At 69.7% G+C, this 24,331-nt stretch carries 21 protein-coding genes; 12 read left to right on the top strand and 9 right to left on the bottom strand.

Annotated features, from left to right (window positions below; all coding sequences use genetic code 11):
* Positions 1-114: 114 nt before the first annotated feature.
* The 5 genes from ACPPVT_RS09755 (at position 115) to ACPPVT_RS09735 (ending at position 9,670) form a co-directional block, all read left to right on the top strand.
* Positions 115-2,721, top strand: a complete 2,607-nt coding sequence (locus ACPPVT_RS09755; protein WP_426566790.1) for an InlB B-repeat-containing protein — start codon at positions 115-117, stop codon at positions 2,719-2,721.
* Positions 2,722-2,784: 63 nt separating this feature from the next.
* Entirely contained in the window at positions 2,785-3,777 is a 993-nt protein-coding gene (locus ACPPVT_RS09750) for an AAA family ATPase (protein ID WP_426566789.1), read from the top strand.
* Between the two features lie 3 nt (positions 3,778-3,780).
* The gene (locus tag ACPPVT_RS09745) at positions 3,781-4,929 is read left to right on the top strand and encodes a DUF58 domain-containing protein (protein WP_426566788.1); all 1,149 of its coding nucleotides are present in this window, start codon (positions 3,781-3,783) and stop codon (positions 4,927-4,929) included.
* Entirely contained in the window at positions 4,926-7,202 is a 2,277-nt protein-coding gene (locus tag ACPPVT_RS09740) for a transglutaminase-like domain-containing protein (protein ID WP_426566787.1), read from the top strand. Before ACPPVT_RS09745 ends, ACPPVT_RS09740 begins: the two co-directional genes overlap by 4 nt.
* Positions 7,203-7,303: 101 nt before the next feature.
* Positions 7,304-9,670 carry a sulfatase-like hydrolase/transferase gene (locus ACPPVT_RS09735; RefSeq protein WP_426566786.1) on the top strand — a complete coding sequence of 789 codons (2,367 nt, stop codon included), beginning with the start codon at positions 7,304-7,306 and terminating at the stop codon, positions 9,668-9,670.
* A 61-nt stretch (positions 9,671-9,731) separates the two neighbouring features.
* Here ACPPVT_RS09735 and ACPPVT_RS09730 read toward each other — a convergent pair whose 3' ends face one another.
* From ACPPVT_RS09730 to ACPPVT_RS09715, 4 genes are all read right to left on the bottom strand, one after another.
* The gene (locus ACPPVT_RS09730; RefSeq protein ID WP_426566785.1) at positions 9,732-10,124 is read right to left on the bottom strand and encodes an SHOCT domain-containing protein; all 393 of its coding nucleotides are present in this window, start codon (positions 10,122-10,124) and stop codon (positions 9,732-9,734) included.
* Between the two features lie 158 nt (positions 10,125-10,282).
* Positions 10,283-11,998: a SpoIIE family protein phosphatase gene (locus tag ACPPVT_RS09725; protein WP_426566784.1), complete on the bottom strand. Its 1,716-nt coding sequence runs from the start codon at positions 11,996-11,998 to the stop codon at positions 10,283-10,285.
* Between the two features lie 9 nt (positions 11,999-12,007).
* Complete coding sequence (locus ACPPVT_RS09720; RefSeq protein ID WP_426566783.1) at positions 12,008-12,658, bottom strand: NADPH-dependent F420 reductase; 651 nt, start codon at positions 12,656-12,658, stop codon at positions 12,008-12,010.
* 5 nt (positions 12,659-12,663) lie between these two features.
* On the bottom strand, positions 12,664-13,677 hold the full coding sequence (locus ACPPVT_RS09715) for an aldo/keto reductase (RefSeq protein WP_426566782.1): 1,014 nt from the start codon (positions 13,675-13,677) through the stop codon (positions 12,664-12,666).
* 297 nt (positions 13,678-13,974) lie between these two features.
* Between ACPPVT_RS09715 and ppk2 the strand changes: the two genes are divergently transcribed.
* Complete coding sequence (gene ppk2, locus ACPPVT_RS09710) at positions 13,975-14,799, top strand: polyphosphate kinase 2 (RefSeq protein WP_426566781.1); 825 nt, start codon at positions 13,975-13,977, stop codon at positions 14,797-14,799.
* 34 nt (positions 14,800-14,833) lie between these two features.
* Here the strand turns inward: ppk2 and ACPPVT_RS09705 are convergent, their stop codons facing one another.
* The 3 genes from ACPPVT_RS09705 to ACPPVT_RS09695 all read right to left on the bottom strand — a co-directional run bounded on the left by ACPPVT_RS09705 (position 14,834) and on the right by ACPPVT_RS09695 (position 16,695).
* The gene (locus tag ACPPVT_RS09705) at positions 14,834-15,034 is read right to left on the bottom strand and encodes an SHOCT domain-containing protein (RefSeq protein WP_426566780.1); all 201 of its coding nucleotides are present in this window, start codon (positions 15,032-15,034) and stop codon (positions 14,834-14,836) included.
* 44 nt (positions 15,035-15,078) lie between these two features.
* Positions 15,079-15,555 carry a pyridoxamine 5'-phosphate oxidase family protein gene (locus ACPPVT_RS09700; protein ID WP_426566779.1) on the bottom strand — a complete coding sequence of 159 codons (477 nt, stop codon included), beginning with the start codon at positions 15,553-15,555 and terminating at the stop codon, positions 15,079-15,081.
* Between the two features lie 171 nt (positions 15,556-15,726).
* Complete coding sequence (locus ACPPVT_RS09695) at positions 15,727-16,695, bottom strand: universal stress protein (protein ID WP_426566778.1); 969 nt, start codon at positions 16,693-16,695, stop codon at positions 15,727-15,729.
* Positions 16,696-16,887: 192 nt separating this feature from the next.
* Here ACPPVT_RS09695 and ACPPVT_RS09690 point away from each other — a divergent pair, with 192 nt between their 5' ends.
* Positions 16,888-17,859 carry a universal stress protein gene (locus ACPPVT_RS09690; RefSeq protein ID WP_426566777.1) on the top strand — a complete coding sequence of 324 codons (972 nt, stop codon included), beginning with the start codon at positions 16,888-16,890 and terminating at the stop codon, positions 17,857-17,859.
* A 373-nt stretch (positions 17,860-18,232) separates the two neighbouring features.
* Positions 18,233-18,682 carry a hypothetical protein gene (locus tag ACPPVT_RS09685; RefSeq protein ID WP_426566776.1) on the top strand — a complete coding sequence of 150 codons (450 nt, stop codon included), beginning with the start codon at positions 18,233-18,235 and terminating at the stop codon, positions 18,680-18,682.
* Positions 18,683-18,901: 219 nt separating this feature from the next.
* Here ACPPVT_RS09685 and ACPPVT_RS09680 read toward each other — a convergent pair whose 3' ends face one another.
* Positions 18,902-19,399: an FMN-binding protein gene (locus ACPPVT_RS09680; protein ID WP_426566775.1), complete on the bottom strand. Its 498-nt coding sequence runs from the start codon at positions 19,397-19,399 to the stop codon at positions 18,902-18,904.
* The gene (locus tag ACPPVT_RS09675) at positions 19,396-20,859 is read right to left on the bottom strand and encodes a ferredoxin reductase family protein (protein WP_426566774.1); all 1,464 of its coding nucleotides are present in this window, start codon (positions 20,857-20,859) and stop codon (positions 19,396-19,398) included. The genes ACPPVT_RS09680 and ACPPVT_RS09675 overlap by 4 nt, the downstream gene beginning before the upstream one ends.
* Positions 20,860-21,014: 155 nt before the next feature.
* Between ACPPVT_RS09675 and ACPPVT_RS09670 the strand changes: the two genes are divergently transcribed.
* The 4 genes from ACPPVT_RS09670 to ACPPVT_RS09655 all read left to right on the top strand — a co-directional run bounded on the left by ACPPVT_RS09670 (position 21,015) and on the right by ACPPVT_RS09655 (position 24,310).
* The gene (locus tag ACPPVT_RS09670; protein WP_426566773.1) at positions 21,015-21,704 is read left to right on the top strand and encodes a response regulator transcription factor; all 690 of its coding nucleotides are present in this window, start codon (positions 21,015-21,017) and stop codon (positions 21,702-21,704) included.
* A complete protein-coding gene (locus ACPPVT_RS09665; protein ID WP_426566772.1) occupies positions 21,701-22,924 on the top strand; it encodes a sensor histidine kinase in 1,224 nt (407 codons plus the stop codon). The genes ACPPVT_RS09670 and ACPPVT_RS09665 overlap by 4 nt, the downstream gene beginning before the upstream one ends.
* 107 nt (positions 22,925-23,031) lie before the next feature.
* Positions 23,032-23,529 carry a DUF2231 domain-containing protein gene (locus ACPPVT_RS09660; RefSeq protein WP_426566771.1) on the top strand — a complete coding sequence of 166 codons (498 nt, stop codon included), beginning with the start codon at positions 23,032-23,034 and terminating at the stop codon, positions 23,527-23,529.
* Positions 23,516-24,310, top strand: coding sequence for an FAD:protein FMN transferase (locus tag ACPPVT_RS09655; protein WP_426566770.1), 795 nt, complete (start codon positions 23,516-23,518; stop codon positions 24,308-24,310). Before ACPPVT_RS09660 ends, ACPPVT_RS09655 begins: the two co-directional genes overlap by 14 nt.
* The last annotated feature ends 21 nt before the right edge of the window (positions 24,311-24,331 follow it).

The following is a 24,331-nucleotide window of genomic DNA, read 5'->3' as shown; positions in this document are numbered from 1 at the left end:
ACCAGGCGCTTCGTGCCTCCAACGTCGCTACGATTGTTGCCGCAATGGGGAGGGCATCATGTTTGGCTGTACTCGAGGACGTCGCGCGAGCAGATTTCCCAGCCCGGTGGGGCCATGAACGGCCCCGTTCGGCGAGCGCTCAGCACTATTCGCCGACCGCGGTGGCGCGGCACCCGATCGATGGGGCTGGCAGCCGTAGGGCTGCCGCTGCTGCTTCTGGCCAGCATGCTCGGCGGCAGCGTCAAGGGGTCTCGCTTCGACCTTCTCGCCGGCTCGACGTGGCTGCCATCCTCGGTGGGCCAGGCGGCCCTGATCTCCGGCGCGTCCGGACGGCGCGTGGCGGCGATCGCGGTCGGGCCGAATCCCTCGGACCTCGAGGTGGTCAACGCTGGGACGAACGCCTACGTGGTCAACCACGGCGACGGAACGGTGCGTCGGGTGGACGGCGCGACCTTCGAGGTGACGCCGCGAGTCCAGTTCGCAACCGCCGACGGTGACCAGCTGCAGCTGCTGACCGGCGCGGGGGCGGTCTTCGTCCTGGACGGAGCCCGCGGCATCGTGCACGAGGTGGATGCCCGCACGTTGGCCGAGCGCGGACCCGCACATTCGCTGGAGGCGTCGGTCCGACCAGGGGCGGCGATCGTGGACTCGAAAGGCCGCCTGTGGGCGATCGAGGACCGCACCGGTGACCTCGAGTGGTTGGGCCACGGGTCGGGACGGCGTGCCCACGCGGTGTCCGCCGGCGGCACCTTGGTGGACGCCGGCTCGAGGACAGTGCTGGTCGGCGACGGACGCGCGCAGTGGCTCGATGACGACGGCTCCGCGGCCGCCGAGGTCGACCTGCACCTCCCGGCGCAGGAGCAGGCCGTCGTCTCCGGGACGGCGGACGGGCGTCTGCTCGTCGTCGTCCCCTCTCGCGGCGTCCTCAAGGTCTGTCGCGAGGACGGATGCGACGCGGAGGCCCACACGTTCGGCGGGGCGGGTGGCAGCTTCGGGCCTGCCATCGAGCTGTCGGGACGCTACTTCGTCCCGGACCTCAGCCGTGGCAGCGTGCACCTGATCGCCCCCGCGCGCAGCCAGGAGCTCAGCGAGGTCAGGATCCTGAAGCCGGCCGCCCGCTTCACCCTGCGCACGCAGGACAAGCAGCTGTTCTACAACGACGTCAGCTCGCAGCGAGCCGGGGTGCTGCACTGGGACGGGACGTTCACCGCCGTCACCAAGTACGACGCCGGCAATCCTCGGGCGGGCCTGGACGGCCCGGCAACGAAGGCCGAGGCACCGCGCAACCTGCCGGGCACCAAGCCAGACACAGCCCCGGCCCAGCACCCGCTGAACCAGGAGCAGCCGACGGATCTCTCGCAGCCGAACCGCGAGGGTCTCGACGCAAGCAATCCTGGTCAAGACAGCACGGTTGGCAACGGCCCGGGCACGGCCCCGTCCGGCAAGCAGACGGTGCGGGTGACGGCCGTTGGCGGAGGGCGGGTGTTCAGCACGCCGGCCGGGATCAACTGTCCCAGCGCCTGCGGAGCAGTCTTTCCCGGTGGAACGTCGATCACGCTGACGGCTGTCCCGACGGTCGCAGGGTCCTCCGTGACCTGGTCCGGCGGGTGCTCCGGCACGTCGGCGAACTGCGTCGTGCCGCCCGGCGGCGGCCAGGTGACCGCGACCTTCGTCGGGCCCCAGACCAAGGCCATGCTCACCGTCAGCACGGTGGGCAACGGCAGGGTGACCAGCGCTCCAGCGGGGATCGACTGCCCCGGGCAGTGCACGATGTCGGTGCTAGCCGGGAGCCTCGTCACCCTCATCGCGCAGCCCGGACCGGGCCAGTCCTTCGCGTCCTGGTCCGGCGGTGACTGCCCGGCATCCATCACGCCCTGTACGCCGACCGTCAGCTCGGACACCACGGTGGCCGCCACCTTCACCGCCGTGACCCATCGGCTGCACGTGAGCATCAGCGGTGACGGCACCGGGAGCGTCACGAGTGATCCAGCCGGGATCACCTGCCCCGGAACCTGTGACGCCGACTTCCCGGAGGGAGCTGTCGTCACGCTAACCGCCTCCCCCGACGCCGACTCGGTGTTGACGCAATGGACCACATGCGCCGGTAGCGGTTCCTGTCCGCTGACCATGGACACGGCACACGACGTGGATGCCCGCATTGACCTTGCCCCGGACACGGTCGCTCCGCGCTTCACGAAGGACCCCCTCCCCGACATCCGGCAGATACGACCGGCCGGCACGAATGGAATGACCGTGAGCTACGCGACGCCAGGAGTGACGGACGACCGTGACCCGCGGCCGACGGTGAGCTGTTCGCCAGCCTCAGGGACCTTCTTCACGCAAGGCGACAAGAGGGTGAACTGCACAGCGAGCGATGCTGCCGGCAACACCACGCCGGGGAGTTTTACCGTGCATGTCTTGGCACCCGTGGGGCGGCTCAACAACTCCGACGTGATCACGGCGGACAAGTGGGGAGTCTGTGGTGACATGAGGGCGGAGTACGACGTCCAGGTGGTTCCGCCTCGCGCCGGGTACCACTGGGACGGGCAGACACCGGAGGTCACGGTGATCACTGATCGCCCCTTGGACACCATCACTCGACGCATCGATGCAGCGCACCCCAACGGCGCGGCGGTCGATGTCACCGTCCACATCGGTGCCCCGTGCTGGCTGGGAGGGCCAGGTATCCAGTTCTACGTGACCGCGAGGTTTGAAGGATAAGCCGAGGGTCATCACTGGTCTTGACCGTCTCGAACCCAACCGTCCTCAACAGAGTGAGGAAACATGTCGGATCACCCGCCGTCGCAAGAGTTCGGGCCGGAGCAGGCCGCGTGGGTCCAGAGCCGCTTCCAAGCGGTGTTCGACAACGTTCGCTCGATGGTCGTCGGCAAGGACGACACGGTCGCGCTGGTGCTGCAGTGCCTGCTGGCCGGCGGGCACGTGCTGATCGAGGACAACCCCGGCACGGCGAAGACGCGGCTGGCCAAGGCGGTCGCCCGCTCGATCGACGGGTCCTTCAGCCGGATCCAGTTCACGCCTGACCTGCTGCCCTCGGACGTCACCGGGGTGCCGATCTTCCACCCCGAGCGCCGCGAGTTCGAGTTCCGGCCCGGTGCGGTGTTCGCGAACATCGTGCTGGCCGACGAGATCAACCGAGCCTCTCCTAAGACCCAGTCGGCTCTGCTGGAGGCAATGGCCGAACGGCAGACGACGGTCGACGGGACGACGTACCCGATGCCGAAACCGTTCTTGGTGCTAGCCACCCAGAACTCCGTCGAGATGCAGGGCACCTATCCGCTGGCGGAGGCCCAGCTGGATCGCTTCACGATCCGCACGTCGATCGGCTACCCCGGCTTCGCCCACGAGATGCAGATCGTGAACGACGGGATGTCGCGGCGCGAACCAGAGGACCTGCAGCACGTGATCTCTGCCTCCGAGCTGTACGAGATCCACTCCGCGATAGCCGGTGTCTTCGTGGCGCCGACCCTGGTCGAGTACATGGTGAACATCGCCGCCCGCACCCGCCAGCTTCCCGATCTCCGGCTGGGCTCGAGCAGCCGAGCTGTGGTGCAGCTCGCCCAGCTCGTCCAGGCCCGCGCCGCCAGTCAGGGCCGGCACTTCGCGACAGCGGACGACGTGAAGGTGCTGGTGCCTGCGGCGTTCTGCCACCGGCTCCTGCTGCGACCCGAGGCCGCGATCCAGGGCCAGACCGCGCAGTCGCTGCTGGACGACGTCCTCCTCGAGCTCCCGGTACCACGAGAGCCAGCGCGGGTGTGAGACATGGTCACCAGCGCAGGTTGGGTGATCGGCGCAGCCTCGGCGACCGCTCTGGCAGCCGGTGCCGCGGCGGGCAGCCCGGAGCTGATGATCATCGGGCTGGTCGGCGTCGCGGCGTTGCTCCAGGCCCTGCTCTGGATGCTGCTGCGTCCCGAGCTGATCGCGGTACGCGACATCGAGCCCCCGCGCGTTCCGGAGGCTGAGCCCGCGCGCGCCTTGCTGCTCGTGCGCAACCAGGGTCGTCGGCGCAGTCCTCCGATCCTCGCCACCGAACGGGTGGGCACGAGCAGCGTGTCCGTCCCGGTGCCGAGCCTGGCAGCGCGGGAGACGCACCACAGCACCTACCCCCTGCCGACCGAGCGCCGCGGGATCTACGACGTCGGTCCCTTCACTTTCGGCCACACCGATCCGCTTCGACTGCTCTCCGCGAGCCGTTCGTACACCTCGCGGACGCAGCTCGTGGTGCACCCGCACGTTCACGCCGTCGCACCGTTGCCGACCGGCACCAACCGCGACATGGAAGGACCGACCTCCGCCAGTTCGCCACGCGGTGGCATCGCCTTCCACAGCATCCGCCCGTACGAGAGAGGGGACTCGCTGCGGGACGTGCACTGGAAGAAGAGCGCTCAGACCGGCCAGCTTCTGGTCTGCCACAAGGTCGTCCCGGACGAGCCGAGTCTGATGGTGGTCCTGGACACCTGCGCCGCGTCGTTCGAGGGCGACGCCTTCGAGGACGCCGTGCGCGTCGCGGTCTCGCTGGCGGTTGCTGGGACCTCCGGCGGCTACCCGCTGCAGCTTCGGACGACGGGAGGGGACGTCGTGGTGTGCGAGGGCCGACTGGGCGAGGCCGATGTCCTGGACCTGCTCGCGGGAGTCCGTACGTCGGCCGACGACCCGGGACTGTCATCCCTGGCAGCGATCAGTCCCGGCCGGGCAACCGTCAGCCTGGGCGTGGTCACCGGCTACCCGGACCCGGCCGTGCTGAGCGTGGTGTCGCAGGTGCGTCCCAGCTATCTGATGGCGAGCCTGATCCAGGTCGGGGCGGTGCGGCACAGCTCGTTCCAGCTGCCGCAGCTGCAGGGCGTCCTGTCCGTGTCGTGTATGGACAGCGCCGACTTCGCACGTCAGTGGAACGCGCTGGTAGCCGCATGAAGCCCTCGGTGTGGACCGTGCTCGCCTGGCTCGAGCGGATCCTCCTGGTGGCCGCGGCAGCCCTCCCGACAGCGTTCTACTCCGGCGCCTTCAGCGGCCGCGGTTACCTCTGGCCGCTGTTCGCGGCCAGCGCGGCTGGGGGCGCGCTGGCCCTGCTCGGTGCCCACCGGGGCTGGAGCACCCGGCTGGCGATGAGCATCGCGCTGGTCGGGTTCCTGGCCTTCGTCACCTTCGGCCTGCTGCACACCACGCTGGTGGCGGGCCTTCCCCGTGGGCAGACCTGGACGGCACTGCACACCGGCCTGGTCGGCGGCTGGCGGAGGCTGCTCACGACACCCGCGCCCGCCGACGTCACACCGGCACTGCTGCTCTGCCCGGCCCTGGTGGCGTGGTGGTCGGCCTGGGGCGGGCCTTGGCTGGCGACGCGGCTGCGCTCGACGATGCTGCCGCTGCTGCCGGCGACTGTTGCTCTCGTGGTGGCCCTCGGTCTCGGTGCTCCGTTGCTGCGACCTGCACCCGGGTTGGCTCTGGGCTGGGCCTTGCTGGCGCTCAGCTACGTCCTCGTTCGCTCGAACCACCCGGACGAGCAGGTCTCGACGCAGGCGGCCGACGCGGTCGGTTCGCACCTCGTCGCGGAGCAGGGGCGTGCCGTGCTCGGCAGGATGGCCTATGGCGTTCCCGTCGTGCTGCTCGTCGTCACGCTCGGCGCCGCGGCTGCCGCTGCGCTGCCGATCGCGGACGGCAGCCAGCGCTACGACGTCCGTGACCTGGTGACCCCGCCGTTCCGGGTCGCCCCGGAGATCACGCCACTGGCCACCGTGCAGAGCCAGCTGGCCGACAAGCCGCCGCGAACCCTGTTCCGGCTTTCGGCGCGCGGGTCGACACTGGACCGGGTGCGCGTCGCGGCCCTCGACACCTTCGACGGGTCGACCTGGTCCGCGGCCGATGACGAGTTCCGGCCCGCGGGAAGCGTTCTGCCCGACGACGGGCTCGTCTCGGGGTCCGCCGAGACGCATCTGACCGTCGACGTGGTCGCCCCCGAGAACGCGTTCCTTCCACAGTGCGGAAGACCGCTCCGCCTGGACGCCAGCGGGCTGGGCTTCAGCGCGCGCTCGGGCACCCTTGCCGAGGCGGGAACGACGAGCCCGGGTCACTACCAGCTCACCTGTCGGTTCCGTCCCTACACCACGCTGAGCGCGGCGGCTGCCATCGGCTCACCCGCTCCGATCCACGACTACCTCGCGCTCCCGACGCCCCCTCGCGCGCTGCAGCAGATCGCGACGCAGATCGCGCAGCGCGCCACCTCACCGTACGACCAGCTGCTGCTGATCTCGACCATGCTCAAGGCGCTGCCCTACGACCCTGACGCGCCACCAGGCCACTCCTACGGTGCCGTGACGCGGATGCTCGTCCACGCGAAGCCCGAGGACCAGAACGGCTTCGCAGAGCAGCACGCCTCGGCGTTCGTCATCCTCGCCCGGTTGCTTGGCATCCCCGCACGAGTCGGCGTGGGGTACCTAGTGGACAGCAAGGCGCTGGCCGCCGGTCGGCAGGTGCAGGTGACCACGGCGGACGCCCACGCCTGGGGCGAGGTTCCCTTCCAGGGCTACGGGTGGGTGCCGTTCGAGACGGTCGACCTCGCACGTACTGCTGCGCCTCGCATCCGGTCCCACGACGTCATCGCCGCCCCGGACACCAGCGCCGGCCCGGCGCAGAGCCGGCCAGGTGCCGACCAGGGAACGGCTGCAGGCACCGCGGGCCAGCACGGGCTGGCCGCAACCGTGCTGCACGGTGGGATCACGTCACTGCTCGCCATCGCCGTTCTCACGCTGCTGGTCGCCGCCGGGGTCGTCATCGAGAAGTGGCGGCGTCGGATGGCCCGGATCCGCGCGCCCACCCCGGCCCGCCAGGTGCTGGGCGCCTGGTCTGAGGCTAAGGACCGCCTGGTCGAGCGCGGCGTCGTCCCGCACCGATCGTGGAGCCCGGCAGAGACGACGGACAGCGCCGTGACCGCGCTCGGGGCACCCGCACTCGCGATCAGGCAGCTCGTGCCCCTGGTCGACGTCGCGCTGTTCGCGCCGACGCCCCCGGTGCAGGCAACCGCGGACCGGGCCTGGGAGATCGAACGCCAGCTCAGGGCAGACCTGCAGCAGGGACGCCGGCCCCATCGCAAGGCGCTGACCCTGGTCGACCCACGGCCGCTGCTGAACCGGTCCGTCCTGGCTGACCTGGCCGCCCGCCGGCGCAGGGATGCGGTGTCCGAGCGGCGCTAGCGAGCCGTCCGGACCACCCGATGAGGGTGATGTGCGGTCCGAGACCACAGACCTAAACTCGGCCACACCCCAGCCACCTCGCCGCAGTGCGGAGGACCGCCATGACCCCCGACCGGCACGCGCGCACCATGCTGCCCATCCCCGACCGGCCGCGGCCCGGTCTGACCACGTACGACGCGAAGGACCCGGACACCGCGTTCCCACCGATCGAGCCGTTGTTGCCACCCGCTGGCGCACCGAACGTGCTGATCATCCTGCTGGACGACGTCGGCTTCGGGGCCTCGAGCGCGTTCGGCGGACCCTGCCAGACCCCGGTCGCCGAGCGGCTCGCCGCCGGAGGGCTGCGGTACAACCGGTTCCACACCACCGCCCTGTGCGCGCCGACCCGGCAGGCGATGCTGACCGGCCGCAACCACCACTCGGTCGGCATGGGCAGCATCACCGAGACCGCCACCTCCGCACCCGGCAACAGCTCGGTGCGGCCGAACACCAAAGCGCCGCTGGCCACGACCCTCAAGCTGAACGGCTACTCGACGGCCCAGTTCGGCAAGTGCCACGAGGTGCCGGTGTGGCAGTCCTCCCCGATGGGCCCGTTCGACGCCTGGCCCTCCGGCGGCGGTGGGTTCGAGACCTTCTACGGGTTCATCGGCGGCGAGAACAACCAGTACGACCCGGCTCTGTACGACGGCACGACCCCCGTCGAGCCCCCGGCGACGGCAGAGCAGGGCTACCACCTCACTGAGGACCTGACCGACCACGCGGTGAGCTGGATGCGCCAGCAGAAGGCGCTGATGCCCGATCGGCCGTTCTTCGTGTACTACGCGCCCGGTGCGACGCACGCACCGCACCACGTGCCCAAGGAGTGGGCCGACAAGTACGCCGGTCAGTTCGACGACGGCTGGGACGTCCAGCGCGAGCGCATCTTCGCCCGGCAGAAGGAGCTCGGCGTCATCCCGGCCGACGCCGGGCTGACCGCACGGCACGACGAGATCACCGCCTGGGACGACATGCCGGACGACCTCAAACCCGTTCTGGCGCGCCAGATGGAGGTCTACGCCGGGTTCCTGGAGCACACCGACCACCAGGTCGGCCGGCTCGTCGACACCTTGACCGAGCTCGGCGTCCTGGACGACACGATCATCTACTACATCATCGGCGACAACGGCGCCTCCGCCGAAGGAACCATGAACGGCGCCTTCAACGAGCTGGCGAACTTCAACGGGATGGCAGCGCTCGAGACCCCGGAGTTCATGCGCAGCAAGATGGACGACTTCGGCTCGCCGACGTCCTACAACCACTACTCGGTCGGTTGGGCCTGGGCGATGAACACGCCTCTGCAGTGGACCAAGCAGGTGGCCTCGCACTGGGGTGGCACGCGCAACGGCACGATCCTGCACTGGCCCTCGGGTATCACCGAGCGCGGCGGCCTGCGTTCGCAGTTCACCCACGTGATCGACGTGGCGCCGACGATCCTGGAGGCCGCCGGGCTGCCCGAGCCGACGATGGTCAACGGCGTGCTGCAGTCGCCGATGGAAGGCACGAGCATGCTGTACAGCCTCAACGACGCCGACGCCCCCGAACGGCACGACCTGCAGTACTTCGAGATGTTCGGCAACCGCGGCATCTACCACCGCGGCTGGAGCGCGGTGACCAAGCACAAGACGCCGTGGATGATCCTGGACCCTCACATGGGTCCGTTCGACGCCGACGTGTGGGAGCTGTACGACGGCAGCAGTGACTTCAGCCAGGCCGACGACCTGGCGGCGCAGCAGCCCGAGCGGCTCGCCGGCCTACAGCGGCTCTGGCTGATCGAGGCGGCCAAGTACAACGCCCTGCCAATGGACGACCGCTCCGGTGAGCGGTTGAACCCGGAGCTGGCGGGGCGCCCCACGCTGATCCACGGAAACTCCCAGCTGTTCTACCCCGGCATGGGCCGGCTCTCGGAGAACAGCGTCGTCAGCATCAAGAACAAGTCGTTCTCGGTGACGGCGGAGGTGGACGTGCCGCCGGGCGGAGCCCGAGGCGTACTGATCGCCCAGGGTGGCCGGTTCGGTGGCTGGGCGGTCTACCTCAAGGACGGGCGAGCAACGTTCGCCTACAACGTCCTGGGGATCCACCTGTTCACCACGGTGGCCGACACGGCCGTCCCCGAGGGAACCCACCAGGTGCGGATGGAGTTCGCCTACGACGGCGGCGGCCTGGCCAAGGGCGGGGACGTGACGCTGTACTACGACGGCACGGCGGTTGGCAGCGGGCGGGCCGCGGCCACCCAGCCCATGATCTTCTCCGCGGACGAGACGACGGACATCGGGAACGAGACGGGCACGACGGTCACCGACGACTACACGCCTGCGACGAGCCGTTTCACCGGGCGGATCCACTGGGTCCAGATCGACGTCGGGGACGACGACCACGACCACTTCATCGACCCTGAGGAACGGATGCGCGTCGCCATGGCGCGCCAGTAGCCGGGACGACGACGGAACGGGCCGCGCGCCGTGCTGGCACGCGGCCCGTCACCGGGTGAGATCAGGCGAGCGCCTTGGCCTTGAGCGCGTCGAACTCGGCCTGGGTGATGGTGCCGGAGTCCAGCAGCGACTTGGCGTTGGCGATCTGCTCCGTCGGACCTGACGGGGCGGCGACCTGCTTGATGTAGTCGTCCTGGGCGGCCCGGCGCCTCTGGAGCTCGGCCACCTGGCGCTCGTTCATGCTGCGACCCCGGACGATCAGGTAGATCAGCGCACCGAACCACGGCACGAAGATGAGCAGGATGGCCCAGCCGGCTTTGCCCCAGCCGCTCAGCGAGCTGTCGCTGAACATGTCGAAGAGGCAGCGGAACCACACCATCAGCGCGGCGATCCAGATGAAGAACCAGAAGCTCCAGAGCAGAACGTCCCCGAAGTCCGTCGTGATGTTGTTCATGTCATCCCTCTCCCGGTTGCGTGGGCGCCGGTCGGCGGGACCACGCTGTGTGCTCGGGACGCTAGCGCCGTGCGCGAGGTGATGTCCTCATCCGAAGCGGGTGATACGGCAGCGCCGGGCCGGCATCATCAAGACCGGCCTGTCCGCCGACTGCGTGGTCAGCCGAGGACCCGGCAGACCACGAGGGCGGTGTCGTCCGTGCCGTCGGCCAGCAGCAGCAGCCGGTCGGCGATCTCTTCGACAGGGGCTCGGTCGTCGATCGCGGACAGCACGCCAGCCACCGCGGCGATCCCGGTCTCGACGTCCGTGGTGCGGGATTCGACCAGTCCGTCGGTGAACGCCACCAACACAGAGCCAGGTGGGCAGGGCACGAGCAGTTCGGTGTACCCGCCTACCCCGAGGCCGAGCGGTGCTCCGGGCTCCGGCTCCACTGGCAGCACGCGGCCACCGGGCTCGCGCAACAGCATTGGCGGGTGCCCGGCGCTGGCCACTCGCAGCACTTGGGCCGCGGGCTCGAGCACCGCGTACAGGGCGGTCGCGAACTTCGCCGGCAGCCGGTGCTCGGGGTCTGGCCGGGTGGGCGAGACGAGGTCGCTGACCTGTTCATCAAGCACAGTGAGGACCCGCACCGGCGACGGGTCGGCGAGCGCGGCCGCGTGCATGCCGGCTCGGGCCTGACCCATCAGCACGGCTGCGGGAACTCCGCGGCCGGAGACGTCGCCCACACCGAGACCGATCCGTCCGGCGCCCAGGTGGTGAACGTCCCACCAGTCGCCTCCGACCTCGACGTCGGCGCTGCCGGCGACGTAGCGGCCTGCCACCTCCAGCCCGGGCAGTCGGGGCAGGATGGCCGGCAACAGGGCTCGCTGGAGCTGCAGCGCGATGTCCCGCTGCTGCTGATAGCTGCGCAGGTGCCCGACGGCCGCACCGGCCCGGGCGGCGACGTCCTCGAAGAAGGCCGAGTCGCGACGCTCGTACCTCGGCCGCGGACCAGTCGCCAACAGCACCAGAGCCCCAACCATGTCGCCGGCGACGAGCAGCGGCACCACCACGAGGTTGCGGCCCCCGGCCGCGGCGAGCCAGCTAGCGGTCACACCGGAGGCCACTTCGGCTCGGTCGGCTGCCCCCTCCACGTCGATCAGCACCGTCTCCCCGGCGGCCAGCGCGGCCGCCCACGGCGACGGCTCGTCACGCGACTGCGCCGGCGGCGTCGGTCCGGCCAGGTCGAGCACCGGCTTGCTGACAGTGATCGCTGACGGCGTGCTGCCGGACGAGGCCGCCATGCCGGCCTCGCTCAGCACGTACACGGCGGCGACATCCGCGATGGCAGGGACCAGGGCGTCGGTCAGCGCCTGCAACGCGGAGTCGGGGTCCGCGGCGGCGTTCATCTGCTCGCTGACGATGGCCAGCAGCTGGCCCCGGTCCGCGGCCTGCTCGGCGCGTGCCTCGGCCGAGGCGTCCACGGCTGTCAGCACCACTCCGGCGTACGGCGGATGCTCACCGAGCGGCGCCATCACGTATCGCAGCACCAGCTGCGACCCGTGGGCGTCGAGCAGGTCGAGCCGGGTCCGCGGGACGTCGATCGGCCGTCCGCTGGCCAGCACGTCATCCAGCCGGACCCATCGGTCAGCCGGCATGTCGGAGAACGCGTCCACCACAGGCAGGCCGAGAACTCGGCGGCCAAGCACGCGGACCGACTCGGCGTTCTGGTAGGCCAGCCGGTGCTGCGACCCCCACGTCACGGTGATCATGGCGGGTGCTGAGTCCAGGCAGATCCGCAGCGTCAGCAGCGCCTGCCGCACAGCCTCGGGCAGGTCATCCGACAGACCCTCGGCGTCCTGCACCGTGGGGCCATCGCCGCCAAGGTCCTGCATGAGCAGACCCTACAAGCGTCCGACGAGCTTGAACGCGTGGTGGGTGCTGCCCGTGCGCTGCGAGTAGACGACCCAGGCGAGGCTGATCGCCTCCAGCCAGCGAGCGCTTTCGATCCCGCCCATGTCGATGACCGGCCAGCCAAAGTCCTCGAGAAGGTCGGTGACTGTCCGTTTGGCGCGCTCGTCGTCGCCGGCGACGAACATGTCCGGATCGCCGGCACACAGGGAAGGATCCACCATCACGTCGGCGGCGACGGTGTTGAGCGCCTTCACGACTCGGGCCGTCGGCAGCAGGCGTTGGATGCGCTCGCCCAGCGAGTCGGTCGTGCCGACAAACAGACCTGGGCGACCGGACGAGAAGTCCAAGGGGTCGCTGGCATCGATAACGACCTTGCCATCGAAACTCGCCGGGCCGGCCAGCCGGACGACGTTCTCTGCCGCAGCGCCGCGCACGGAGATGACGACCACGTCGCCGAACTGGGCAGCGTCCTGGAAGCTGCCCGTGCTTGCATCGGCCCCGGCGCTCGCGAGCCACGACTGGAGCTTGCCGGGGTCGCGGGACCCGAGCATCACCGGATGCCGCTGCCGCAAGAACCCCAGGCCGAGCGTCTGGGCGGCCGTGCCGGAGCCCAAGATGCCGATCGGCGCTCGGGTGCCCATCCTCGTCACCACCCGTAGGGCTGCGGTCGAAAGTCGGCGAAGTCGTCGTCGAGGTAGTAGGGAACGGTGACCCCGCCCGGCGGCACGATCTCGTCGATAGCGGCGCACACGTCCGGGGCGAGAACCACGTCCACCGCCTCCAACAGTCCCCCCAGCTGCTCGACGCTGCGCGGCCCGATGACCAAGCTGGCGACGCCAGGGCGCTGCAGGGTCCAGGCGAGACTGAGCGCGGTCAGCGGCACGCCGACACCGCGGGCCACCTCCGCCAACGCCCTCACCGCGGTGTCGGCCGCCGGCGTGAAGTGCTTGGCGCCCCAAGGGTTGTCAGGGGTCAACCGCGACCCGAGGCTCTGCTGGCCATCGAGGTACTTGCCCGTGAGCAGGCCCCCCGCCAGCGGCGACCACACGGTGAGCGCAGTGCCGTGCGAGAGGGCCGCCGGAACGAGGTCCCGCTCAGCACGGCGGTCGAGCAGATGGTAGGCGACCTGCTCCACCGCCGGTCTGGCGATCCGCAGGTCGTGCGCGCACCACAGCGCCTCCACCACCTGCCAGCCGGAGAATCCGGAGGTGCCGACGTACCTGATCTTGCCGGCGCGCACCAGGTCGTCGAGAGCCCGCAGCGTCTCGTCTATCGCGGTCTGGGTGCTGGGTCGGTGGATGTAGTACAGATCGATGTGGTCCGTGCCAAGCCTTCGCAGACTGGCCTCGCAGGCCGCGATCACCGCCCGCCGGGAAGTGCCCCCGGAGTTCGGGTCGCGATCGTCCATCGGCACCGAGAACTTGGTGGCGAGCAGAAGGCGGTCGCGCAGCGGCTTGATCAGGGCTCCGACGATCTCCTCGCTGATCCCCCGTCCGTAGACGTTCGCGGTGTCCACGACATTGATGCCGGCATCCAGCGCCGCGCCGAACACCGCTCTGGCGTCGTCCTGGTCGGTCTTGCCGCCGAACTCCATCGTGCCGAGGGTCAGCGGGCTGACCATCAGGCCGGTGCGCCCGAGCGGCCGGGGGGACATGGTCATCGCACGAACTTGTCCCTCAGGTGCGAGTGCATAGCCTCGAGCCACCAATTCGTTCGCCACTGCTCGATTCGCCGCCGGGAACCCAGCGCAAGTGCCCAAACTTGCATGGTGCGCCACCGCCGGTACCCGGCGACAAGTGTACGTCCCGGGACAGTGAGCGTGGTAGCACATAGCGCCGTCGTTCAGCCGCGACACCGCTGTGACAGCCGGCCTCAGATCGGGCGGCCGGCAGACGAGCGCGAACAACGCGGGCCGTTCGTCCTGTCACTGCGGTCCTTGCAGCCGTAGCGTGCCGTCATGGGGACATCACGATCCCCGCGGCTGCCGCGGGGGGTCTACGAGGCTGAGCTGCGTCGACTGCAAACCCAGCTGGTCGCCATGCAGGAGTGGGTGCAGCGCGAGAAGCAGCGCGTCGTCGTCGTGTTCGAGGGTCGGGACGCGGCCGGCAAGGGAAGCACCATCAAACGCGTCGCCGAGTACCTCAACCCGCGGGTCGCGCGAATCGTGGCGCTGCCGGCCCCGACCGAACGGGAGCAGACGCAGTGGTACTTCCAGCGATATGTGGAACGCTTGCCGGCCGCTGGGGAGATCGTCCTGTTCGACCGAAGCTGGTACAACCGGGCCGGTGTGGAACGGGTGATGCGGTTCTGCACTCTGGCGGAGTACCAGCGCTTCCTGCACCAGTGCCCCATCTTCGAGCGGCTGCTGATCGAGGACGGCATCCTGCTGCGCAAGTACTGGTTTTCGGTCAGCGACGCGGAGCAGGAACGCCGGTTCGCGTCCCGGCTGGGTGACCCGATGCGGCACTGGAAGCTGTCCGGCATGGACCTGGAGTCCATCAAGCGGTGGGAGGACTACTCGCGCGCGAAGGACGAGATGTTCGTGCACACCGACATCCCGGAGTCGCCGTGGCTGGTCGTCGAGGCGGACGACAAGCGGCGGGCGCGGATCAACATGCTCAGCCACCTGCTGGACAGCATCCCGTTCACGCCTGGGACACCACCGACGATCGAGATCCCGCCGAGGCCGGCGAGCCGCGGATACGAGCGGCCCCCGCGAGACGTCCAGACGTATGTGCCGGACGTCGCGACGCGGCTGACCGCCGATCCTCAGCGCAGCTGAGCACCCCACATAAGGGCCGCGGCGGCTGAGTGGGTCAGCGACGCGGCTGGCTCAGAACGCTCAGACGTCGGGAGTACTCGTCGGGGTCGATGTCGCCACGCGCGAGCCGGTCGTCCAGCACCTGCACCGCCGGGGTCAGGTCATGCGGCTGAGTCTGGGCAGAGCGGCTGGCGCGACCCAGCAGGTAACCGAGGTAGACCAACAGCGCCCAGATCACCAGCATCGACAAGCTCATGACCATCCAGCCCGAGGCAGAGAACCCCCCGCCATGCCAGCCCATCATGGCGCACTCCCCACGTCGGCCCCTGGTTCGCGCGTCCCGTCGCCGGTGACTTGCGGACGCCGCCATGTAGGGGTGAACCGACGGCCGGTGATCTCGTCGACCTGAATCCGAACAAAGATCGGCTTCTCGCCGCTCTGCCACGACGTGAGCTCCATTCCGAAGGTGTCAACGACCTCTTGGAGCTTGCGGATCACGTGGGCACGGCCTTTGGCGACCACGCTCCAGGCCAGGCCGGAGTCGAGGTCGACGCCGTCGACCTCGAAGGCCACCAGGCTCCCGTCCGCGCCGCTGAGCTTGGTGCCTGGCGCGCTGCGGAACACGATCTCCGCATGGTTGACGATGTGGTTGACCGGAAAGATCTCCGGCCGGGCATCGACGATCACTGCGAGGCGGCCGACCGCGGTACCGCGGACGAGCTGCCACGACTCGTGCTCACGGAGTTCCTCCACCTTCGGTGCTGCCTGGGTGTCCATCGGTGGCCTCCCTGGTCGACCTATCAACCCAGGATGCGTTCCTCGTCGGAGCACAGCCAGGGCCAGAGGTCCCGATCATCAGCAGTTGAGCCTGGTCCGGCCCGAGGACCTGCAGCTTGCAGCTGCCGGCCCCAGCGTTGACCACCAGACGCTTGCGCGGCTCCGCGCAGGTCAGGCTTCGACATGTGGCGCGCTATCCGTGACCGCTTCCAGTTGGCCGCGGATCACGACGGCGACCGGGCACGGCGGGGCCAGCACCAGCCGCCTGCTAACCGAGCCGAGCAACCTGCTGACGATACTGCCTCTCCCCCGAGACCCGACGACCAACAGCTGGGCGTCGCCGGCCACCTCGGCCAGGGACGCGGCAACGGGCTCCTTTGCGAGCACGAGGTGCACGGGCACCTCGGGGTAGCGACGAGCCCACCGCGCCAGCTCCGGGTTCATCGCCTCCAGCTGCTCAGGGCCCGCCTCAAGGCGCTCAGGCCCGGATGCGGTGGGCCGTGCCTCCGGGTCGACCCAGGTGCAATGCACCGCAGTCAGCCAAGCGCCCCGAGATGCCGCCTGTCCGAAGGCGAAGCCGATGGCGTCGGTGCACTCGGGGGAGTCGTCGACGCCGACCACGACCCCGCCAGCCCCCTGTGCAGCAACAGGCGTCGTCGCTGAGTTGGAGCGTTGACCATCGGGTTCGGGGACGACGACGACTGGGCAGGCAGCGTGCTCGGCAACACTGGCTGCCACCGACCCGCCGACCCGCTCGTGATCCACAGCAGTTGGGGGTCGCGAGCCGAGAACCAACACCGACGCGCACTCGGATGCAATCACCAGGGCAGCCCCCGAGCTCGCGCCGACGACCGTCTCGGTCACCTCGAGGCCAGGTGCCTGGGCACGGGCCAGTTCGACTCCGTGACGGCTGGCGCTGAGCGCGCTGGACCTGACCCGCTCGGTCACGTCGGCGATGTCCAGGTCGGCGTACCAGGGGGTATGCCCCCATGGAAATGCCATCTCCCGCCGGTAGGCGTGGACCACGGTCAAGCCGGTGCTTTGACGCAGCGCCTCGGCGGCAGCCCACCGAACGGCGACGTCGCTGGAGGCGTCCTCGTAGCCGACCACCACGCGTCGACGCTGCTGGTCCTGGCCCATCTGCCCACTCCCGGAGTCGACTGCCCGGACTCAAGCGTGGCAGCCGACGGTTGGCGCGCAGAGGCCCTTGGTCCCGACATAGTTCCGCATGCGCCGTGGGGACCTTCGACCCTGACGATGCCACGCGCACCGCCAGAGACTGACGAACAACAGGCGTTCTGACATGGGTGTCGTCACCTTCGGAGGTCGGTGATGGAGGTCATCAGCGCCCACGTGCGCAGGCTCGTCCTCGATCAGCCGCGGGTGGTCATCGGATACGACGACTCCGCAGTCGCCGTCCGCGCTCTGGGCTGGGCAGTCCGAGAGGCACACAGGCTGGACGCGATCCTGGAGATCGTCGTTGCCTGGCGGGCCCGGCACCCTGCCGCCGACCACTACGGCAGCCAGACCGAATACGCGCGGACAGCTGCTTTCGGCCGTGAAGCTCTGCGACTCGCACATCGGATCGACCCTCAGGTCAACGCCAGGCTGACCCACCACCGAGGATCGGCCGGGAGGTTGCTGGTCCGTCGATCGCACGGCGCCCTCATGGTGGTGTTGGGTACGCACAGCCATCTCGGCATCGTCGGGGCGCTCATCGGCAGCACGGCCCGCTACGTCACTCGCCACAGCACGGTTCCTGTGTCGTTGGTGGGTCCGGACTCGGCCGTCGAGACCGAGCAGCGGATCGTCGTGACCGCCACCGACTCGCAGATCGCCCCATCCGTGCTGTCCTGGGCCGTTGAGCGGGCCAACCAGTCCGCGACAGCACGGATGCACATCATCGACACCGTGGAGACCTGGACAACCTGGACAACGCCCAGTCTCGTAGACGAGCCAGCACGACAGCTCCGCGCCCGTCAGGCCGAGGAATGGCACGCGGATCTGGTTGCCGTCATCCGCGGACTGGCGCCACTCGCGGACATCACCACCGAACTCCTCGAGGGTCGACCCGACGTCGTGGCTGCGCGGCTGACCGCAGAGGACCTCGTCGTCCTCGGCATCCACGACCGGCACCAGCGCTTCGAGCTATGGACAGCCCCTTGCCCGGTAGTCCTCGTCCCCGAGCGGCACTCCGCTTCCCTCACCACCCGGCACGCGGACCGTCCCGCACCACGGGCAACTCAAGTCATACCGGCAGAGACGCCCATCACGACGGCGAGTCGGAACGGGAGGAAGACATGACAGACGCCACACTGCGGCGCCGGCCCGCCCAGTCAGGGCACGGCCACGCACCCGCACACACGGATCAGACCCAAGCGAACGACCACAGCATCCTGCCTGTCACACGCCTCGAGCACGGGATCCCTCGCACCGTCGGGGTCTTTGATCTGCGCGGCGCTGCGGCGGCTGCCACCGCGCGGGCACTACGTCGTGGTCGCCCGCAGGTGGGCCACGTCTCCATGGGACCAGGCGGCTGGGTCAGTGTGCGCGGCCAGCGATCGCTGCCCCGCGGCGTCCATATCGCCGCGCAGACATCGTCGAAGCGCCCTTGGTGGGCACGTCTGCTACGGGCACAGCCCACCGTCCAGCCAGTTGTGGCCCCGAGGAGGCTGTCATGGCACCGGTAATGCATGAGCCAGACCGTCCGACACTGGCACCGGTCAGCTATCCGTCCGCGCAGCGGCCGTGGTGGTTGATCGTGCTGGAAACATTCGTCGCGGTGCAGGCCGTGTACGGCGGCATCAGCCTGGTCCTCGGTGTCTGGGACCTGGATCGGCGCGCGCTGCAGCGCCTTCCAATACTGAATGGCTGGACACTCCCGGGCCTATCCCTGGTGGTCGTGGTCGCCGTTCCGATGCTCACTGCGGCGTGGCTGGAAACCTGGGCGCACCCCAAGGCCGGGCTGGCCTCGCTCGTTGCCGGGTCACTGCTGATGGGGTGGATCGCGCTGCAGCTCGTCCTGCTGCCGACCATGCGCCTGTGGCTGCAACCGGTCTGCTTCGTCGCCGGCGCGGTCGTGGCCGGCGCCTCGCTACACCGCCTACGTCATCGGAGGACAAGATGACCACCACGACTCTGGCGTTCATGGGCGGCACGGGCACCGTGACCGGCAGCAAGTTTCTGATAGACCACGGTTCCCATCGCGCGATGGTGGATTGCGGCCTGGCTGGGCCGCGGTTGGCTGGGCCGCGGTTGGCTGGGCCGCGGTTGGCTGGGCCGCGGTTGGCTGGGCCGTGCTACCTGGCCACTGACCCTCCGTCTGCCTTCTGGAACGATTAGCCAGTCAGCCCGCTGCGTGCGCGGCGTCGAGTGCGGCCTGGAGCGACTGCCGGTATCCCTCGCTGGTGTAGGTCGCGCCGCTGACCGTGTCGATCTTGGCGGACTGGGCTGCGATGGCCTCGCTGCGAAGGGTCGGGGCGGCCATGGCGCTCAGGTCGCGGGAGTGCCCCCCCGAGTCGGTCAGGTGCAGCGCCTGGACGTCGAGCAAGGTGCTGCCGCGAAGCACGGCGCGAACCTGCACCTGCCCGTAGGGAGTGCCGACGACGGCTCCGTCGACCTGGATCGTCTTCGGGTCGCTCGTGGCCGCACCTGCGGGTCGAGGTGGTCTGGTGGGGCTGCGGCCGGCGCGGCTGGTCGGGCTCGAGGAGCCCGGCGACGGCGGGGCGGAGATCACGTGGACGCCGTCGACCTGGCCGACGGAGTGCCGCGACCCGATCTGCCAAGCAGTGCCGAGCAGTGCCGCCGTCGCCACCACTGTGACCAGAGCCGTTGGCGCTCTCACCAGCCGAACCGCTCGTCGTGGATCCGATCGGCTGGCACGCCGGCAGCTCGCGTCGACCGCCGGACCAGGGCCATCCAGGCCGGCGGTCCGCACACGTAGACGTCGTGCTGGCGCAGATCCGGCACCAGTCGGCGCAGCGTCTCGACGTCGGCCGCCGGACTTGGGCCCGCCAGGTCCGGCGACAGCCAGGTTCCCGGCACCGGCGGCCCGACCAGCAGCTCCACCCGCATGCCCGTGCCGGCAGCGATCAGGTCCAACTCGCCGGTCAGCACCATCGTCGCCTCGTCGTTTCCGCGGTACAGCACAGTGACATCGCCCGGCGCGGTGTGCGAGGCGTGCGCGATCTCTTCGGCGAGGGCCCGCACCGGTGTGATCCCGATGCCGGCCGCGACCAGCAGCACCTTGGTACGGGTGCGACGGTCAGTGGTGAACGCGCCGTACGGCCCTTCAACCAGCACCCGTGTTCCGGGCCGGAGCCCGGCCACGCGCCGGGAGTGGTCGCCGAGGTCGCGCACGGTCAGCCGTAGCCGCTTTCCGTCCGGAGCTGCCGAGAGGGACCAGGGATGAGCGGCCGCCCACAGGCCGCGGCTGAGGAAGCGCCACTGCAGGAACTGACCCGCGCGCACCGACATGTGCTCCAGGTCACGGCCGGTCACAACCACCGACACCACGCCTGGGCCTTCCTGGACGACCTCCTGCACCACCAGCGCATGCCGCAGCGAGCGCCACAGCGGAGTCAGCACTCGGAACAGGACCACCGCTCCGGCCGTCCCGACGTAGAGCATCAACCACCAAGCACGTGCGAGCGGGTGCCCTGCGATGTCCGTCCCGGTGGACAGCTGGTGCGGCACTGACAGCACGACGGCGAGGTAACCGGTGAGGTGTACAACGTGCCAGGTCTCATGACGGGTGCGCCGACGGGCAGCTTGCACGGACGTCACCGCGACCACCACCAGCAACACCATCGAAAGGAACGCGGTGAGCATGTCCGGCACGGCACCACCGAGCAACCGCACCGGTTCGACCAGCCAACCGACCAGCGGCGACAGGTGGTCGCGAGCCGCGTACCCCAGGATGATGGCGGCGGCATGAGCCAGCAGCAGCGGCAGCGCCACTCGACTCAGCCTCCGGTGCGCGACAAGAGCGCGGTCGTGTCCGTAGGTGCGGTCCACCCAGGGCAGGCGCGCCGAGAGCAGCAGCTGAAGCAGAAGCAGCGCGGTGCCGACCAGTCCGGTGATCCGGCCCAGCCCGACCAGCCGGTCCGCCGCTGTCCCCGTGGCCAGGGACTGTCCGCCGCCGTCCAACAGGAAGATCATCACTGTCACCACGACGACGACGACGCCGGAGCCCTCGAGCAGGTCGGCGAGCCGGCGGCGGGCGAGCGTGCGCTGACGCGCGCCAGGCAGAACTGGGGTGCGCGACCTTCGGGTCCGCACCGCTGCGGTGTCGGTCGGGGTCACTACTCGCCTCCCTGCTCGGGCCTGCATCTCACCCCACGGTGCGGGACTCACCTCAGAGGCTTCTCGGAGTCCACCCGCGACGGGAGCACACGATCTGGACGTGTCGACGGATCATTCAGATCAGGCTCTGAGACGGGCCGTGCCACGATCGGCGGGTGGACGACGCGATCGAGCCGACGGTTGACGCGGGACCGCACGTGCTCGTCGTCGAGGACGACCGCGAGCTGTCCCGGCTGCTGGGCGAGCTGCTGACCGACGAGGGGTATCAGGTGGATCTCGCTCTGGACGGTCAGCGTGGTCTGCACCTCGCCCTCACCCGCCCGCCGGACGTCCTGGTCGTCGACCGCGGCCTGCCCGCGATCGAGGGCGTCGAGCTGGTCCGCAGGCTGCGTCGCCAGGGTGTCTCGGTGCCGGTTTTGATCCTCACCGCACGCGGTACGGTCCGCGACCGCATCGAGGGGTTGGACGCTGGTGCCGAGGACTATCTGGTCAAGCCGTTCGACGTCGATGAGCTGTTAGCGAGGTTGCGGTCGCTGCTGCGACGCCACAGCGAGGACGCGGACGAGCTCCCGATCGGCGCCGGCCGACTGCTGGTCGCCCAGCGATGCGTGCTCTCCCCCGACCGGGAACGTGTCGACCTGTCCCAACGTGAGTGTGCGCTGCTTGAGGTATTGGCGCGACGACCAGGTCGAGTCTTCAGCCGTGAGGAGCTGCTGGAGCGGGTGTTCGAGGACGCCGACACGCCCGGTTCGGTCGACACCTACGTGTACTACCTGCGTCGCAAGCTGGGCAGGGAGGCAGTGCGCACTGTGCGTGGGACCGGCTACCAGATCGGCACCACATGAACGAGCGCGGGCCTCGGAGAACCGACCCGGACGCCGCCATGCTGCGGCGCGCCGCGCGCACGGTCGCGGTGCAGACCGCGGCAGCCGTCGCCCTCGTGGTGCTCGTAATGGCGGGTTCGGTCCTGCTCCTGGATGAGCGCCAACAGCACCAGCAGGCCGATAGCAGCGTCCGCACCGCCTGGGCCAGCGCCGACGACGTCAGCGACCCCCCGCAGGGCACCTGGCTGCTCGTGCTCCCCCCTGGCGGTGACCGACAGACGACCTCTGATGCTCCGCCCGAGGTGGCCGCGCTCGATCCAGCAGCGCTGCCCGACGGGATCATCAGGATCGTGCGGGACGACCGAGAGCTCGTCGTGTACACCGGAGAGAAGTCTCTTGGACGGGTCAGCGCTGTCTACGACCTGACGGCACGTGAGCTCGAGGAACGCCGACTGGTCGTCTCGCTCGGTGTGGCCGCGATCGTCGGCGTCGTGGGCGCAGCCGCGATCGGCGCGGTCATTGGACGACGCGCCGTGCGCCCGCTGGCTGAGGCAATGACCCTTCAACGACGTTTCGTGGCCGACGCCAGCCACGAGCTGCGCACTCCCCTGACAGTGCTGCTCACCCGCGCCCAACTGCTGCGCCGACACCTCCACGGCACCGTCCCAACAGAACGCGCAGCCGAGCTCGACCGCCTGGTGGACGACGCACGCAACCTTGGTGGGGTGGTCAACGATCTGCTCCTCTCGGCGGAGCTGGACCACCGCCCGCAGCGTGGGGAGGACGTCGACGTCGGCGCACTCGCCGTCGACGTCAGCGCCAGCCTGCAAGCACTGGGCGACGCGCGCGCCATCCGGCTGTCCGTCGCCTCGGCCGACGGGCCGGCAGCCGTCCGCGGCGCCGGAGCGGCACTACGCCGCGCCCTGACCTCGTTGCTGGACAACGCGATCGCCCACACTCCGGACGGCGGTGAGGTGACCGTGCAGGTCCTGATCCACCCCGACCACGTGCTGCTGAGCGTCGCGGATCAGGGTGACGGCCTCGACCCGGCCGAGGCGCACCGGCTGCTCGAGCGGTTCAGCCGCGGCACCTCGGGAGACGCCGGCCGCCGCTTCGGCCTCGGACTCGCCCTGGTCGACGAGGTCGCCCGCTCCCATGGCGGCAGCCTGCTCGTGGACGGTGAGCCCGGCCGTGGCGCGACGTTCACGCTGCGCCTGCCGCGCTCACATCCCGAGACCTAAATCGGCGCGAGCGCGCCACGCTCTGAGAAAGCTCTCAGAGCACCCTCCAATGCTGGCCGAGCAGAGCAGGTGGGCGATCCGACGTCTGCCGCGAGGAGGGGAACTCCATGTTCGACACGATCTTCGGCCTGCCCATGCACCCGCTCGTGGTGCACGCGACCGTGGTGGTGGTCCCGACCGCGGCCCTCTCCATCGCGTTGGCCGCCTGCTGGCCACGGTTCCGCCGCTGGGCCGGGTTCCTGCCGTTGCTGCTGTCAGTGGTCGCGCTGCTTCTCGTCCCGCTGTCGACCAGCTCCGGCGAGTCGCTGGAGCGTCACGTCCCCGAGACCGAGCTGCTGCGACAGCACACCGAGATGGCAGACGGGCTGCTCGTCTGGGTCATCATCCTGACCGTAGCCGCGGCCGGGCTGTACTGGCAGGACAGAACCTCCAAACTGCCGAGGCGGGCCCTGGTCACCGTCGCGATCAGTGTGCTGGCGGCCGTCGGAGTGGTCGGCACGGTCGTCCAGGTTGTGCGAATCGGTCACAGCGGAGCCAAGGCTGCGTGGTCGGAGACCTCTGCGAGCACGGCACAGAGCCTGGAGCCCCCTGGTGCCGGACACTGATCCCCTCGATCGAGCGGCGTACGTCGAGCAGGTCATGGGCATGCCGTGGAGCGTTCACGTTCGCGGGCCGAACGCCCGACGGGCAGACACGGCGGTTCTGGTCCGAGAGGCGTTCACCGAGCTGCACAGGATCGACGCCGTGTTCAGCACATACCGGCCAGACAGCGACGTCTCACGGATCGGGCGCGGCGAGCTGACGCTCGAGGACGCCGACCCCGACCTCGCCGACGTACACGCCCTGGCACTGTTGGCTCAGCAGCGCACCAACGGACTGTTCCGGGTGCACCTGCCCGACGCGCGAGGCCGAGTCAGGTTCGACCCGTCCGGCATCGTCAAGGGTTGGGCGGCCGAACGCGCGTTCGCCATGATGCGGGTACTACCCGACGACGTTTGCCTGAACGCCGGTGGGGACGTCGTCGTGCGGACGTCGCGCACTGGCCCCGAAGAGGATCGAAGGACGTGGCAGGTCGGGATTGAGCGGCCCGGCGGCGGTGGTGTGCTCACGGTGCTGCCGCTGGACCAAGGTGCGGTAGCGACTTCCGGTGTCGGCGCGAGAGGCGCTCACCTGGTCGACCCGCGCATCGGAAGGCCCGCCCTGGCGCTGGCGCAGGTCAGTGTGACCGGGCCCTCGCTGATGTGGGCCGATGTGCTCGCAACTGCAGCGTTCGTGCGCGGGCCAGACGCGACCGAGTGGCTCCAAGCGCAGGTCGGGTACCAGGGCCTGGTCGTGCAGTTGGACGGGTCCCTGTCCGCCACGCCGGGCTGGCCGCTCAACGGCTGAGCCGTTCAACAGCAAGTGGAC

It is taken from the genome of Angustibacter sp. McL0619 (genome assembly GCF_049994355.1).
In the GTDB taxonomy this organism is placed as follows: Bacteria; Actinomycetota; Actinomycetes; order Actinomycetales; family Angustibacteraceae; genus Angustibacter.
Note: the sequence above shows the minus strand (reverse complement) of the source record. Positions and strands in the feature narration are given on the sequence as shown.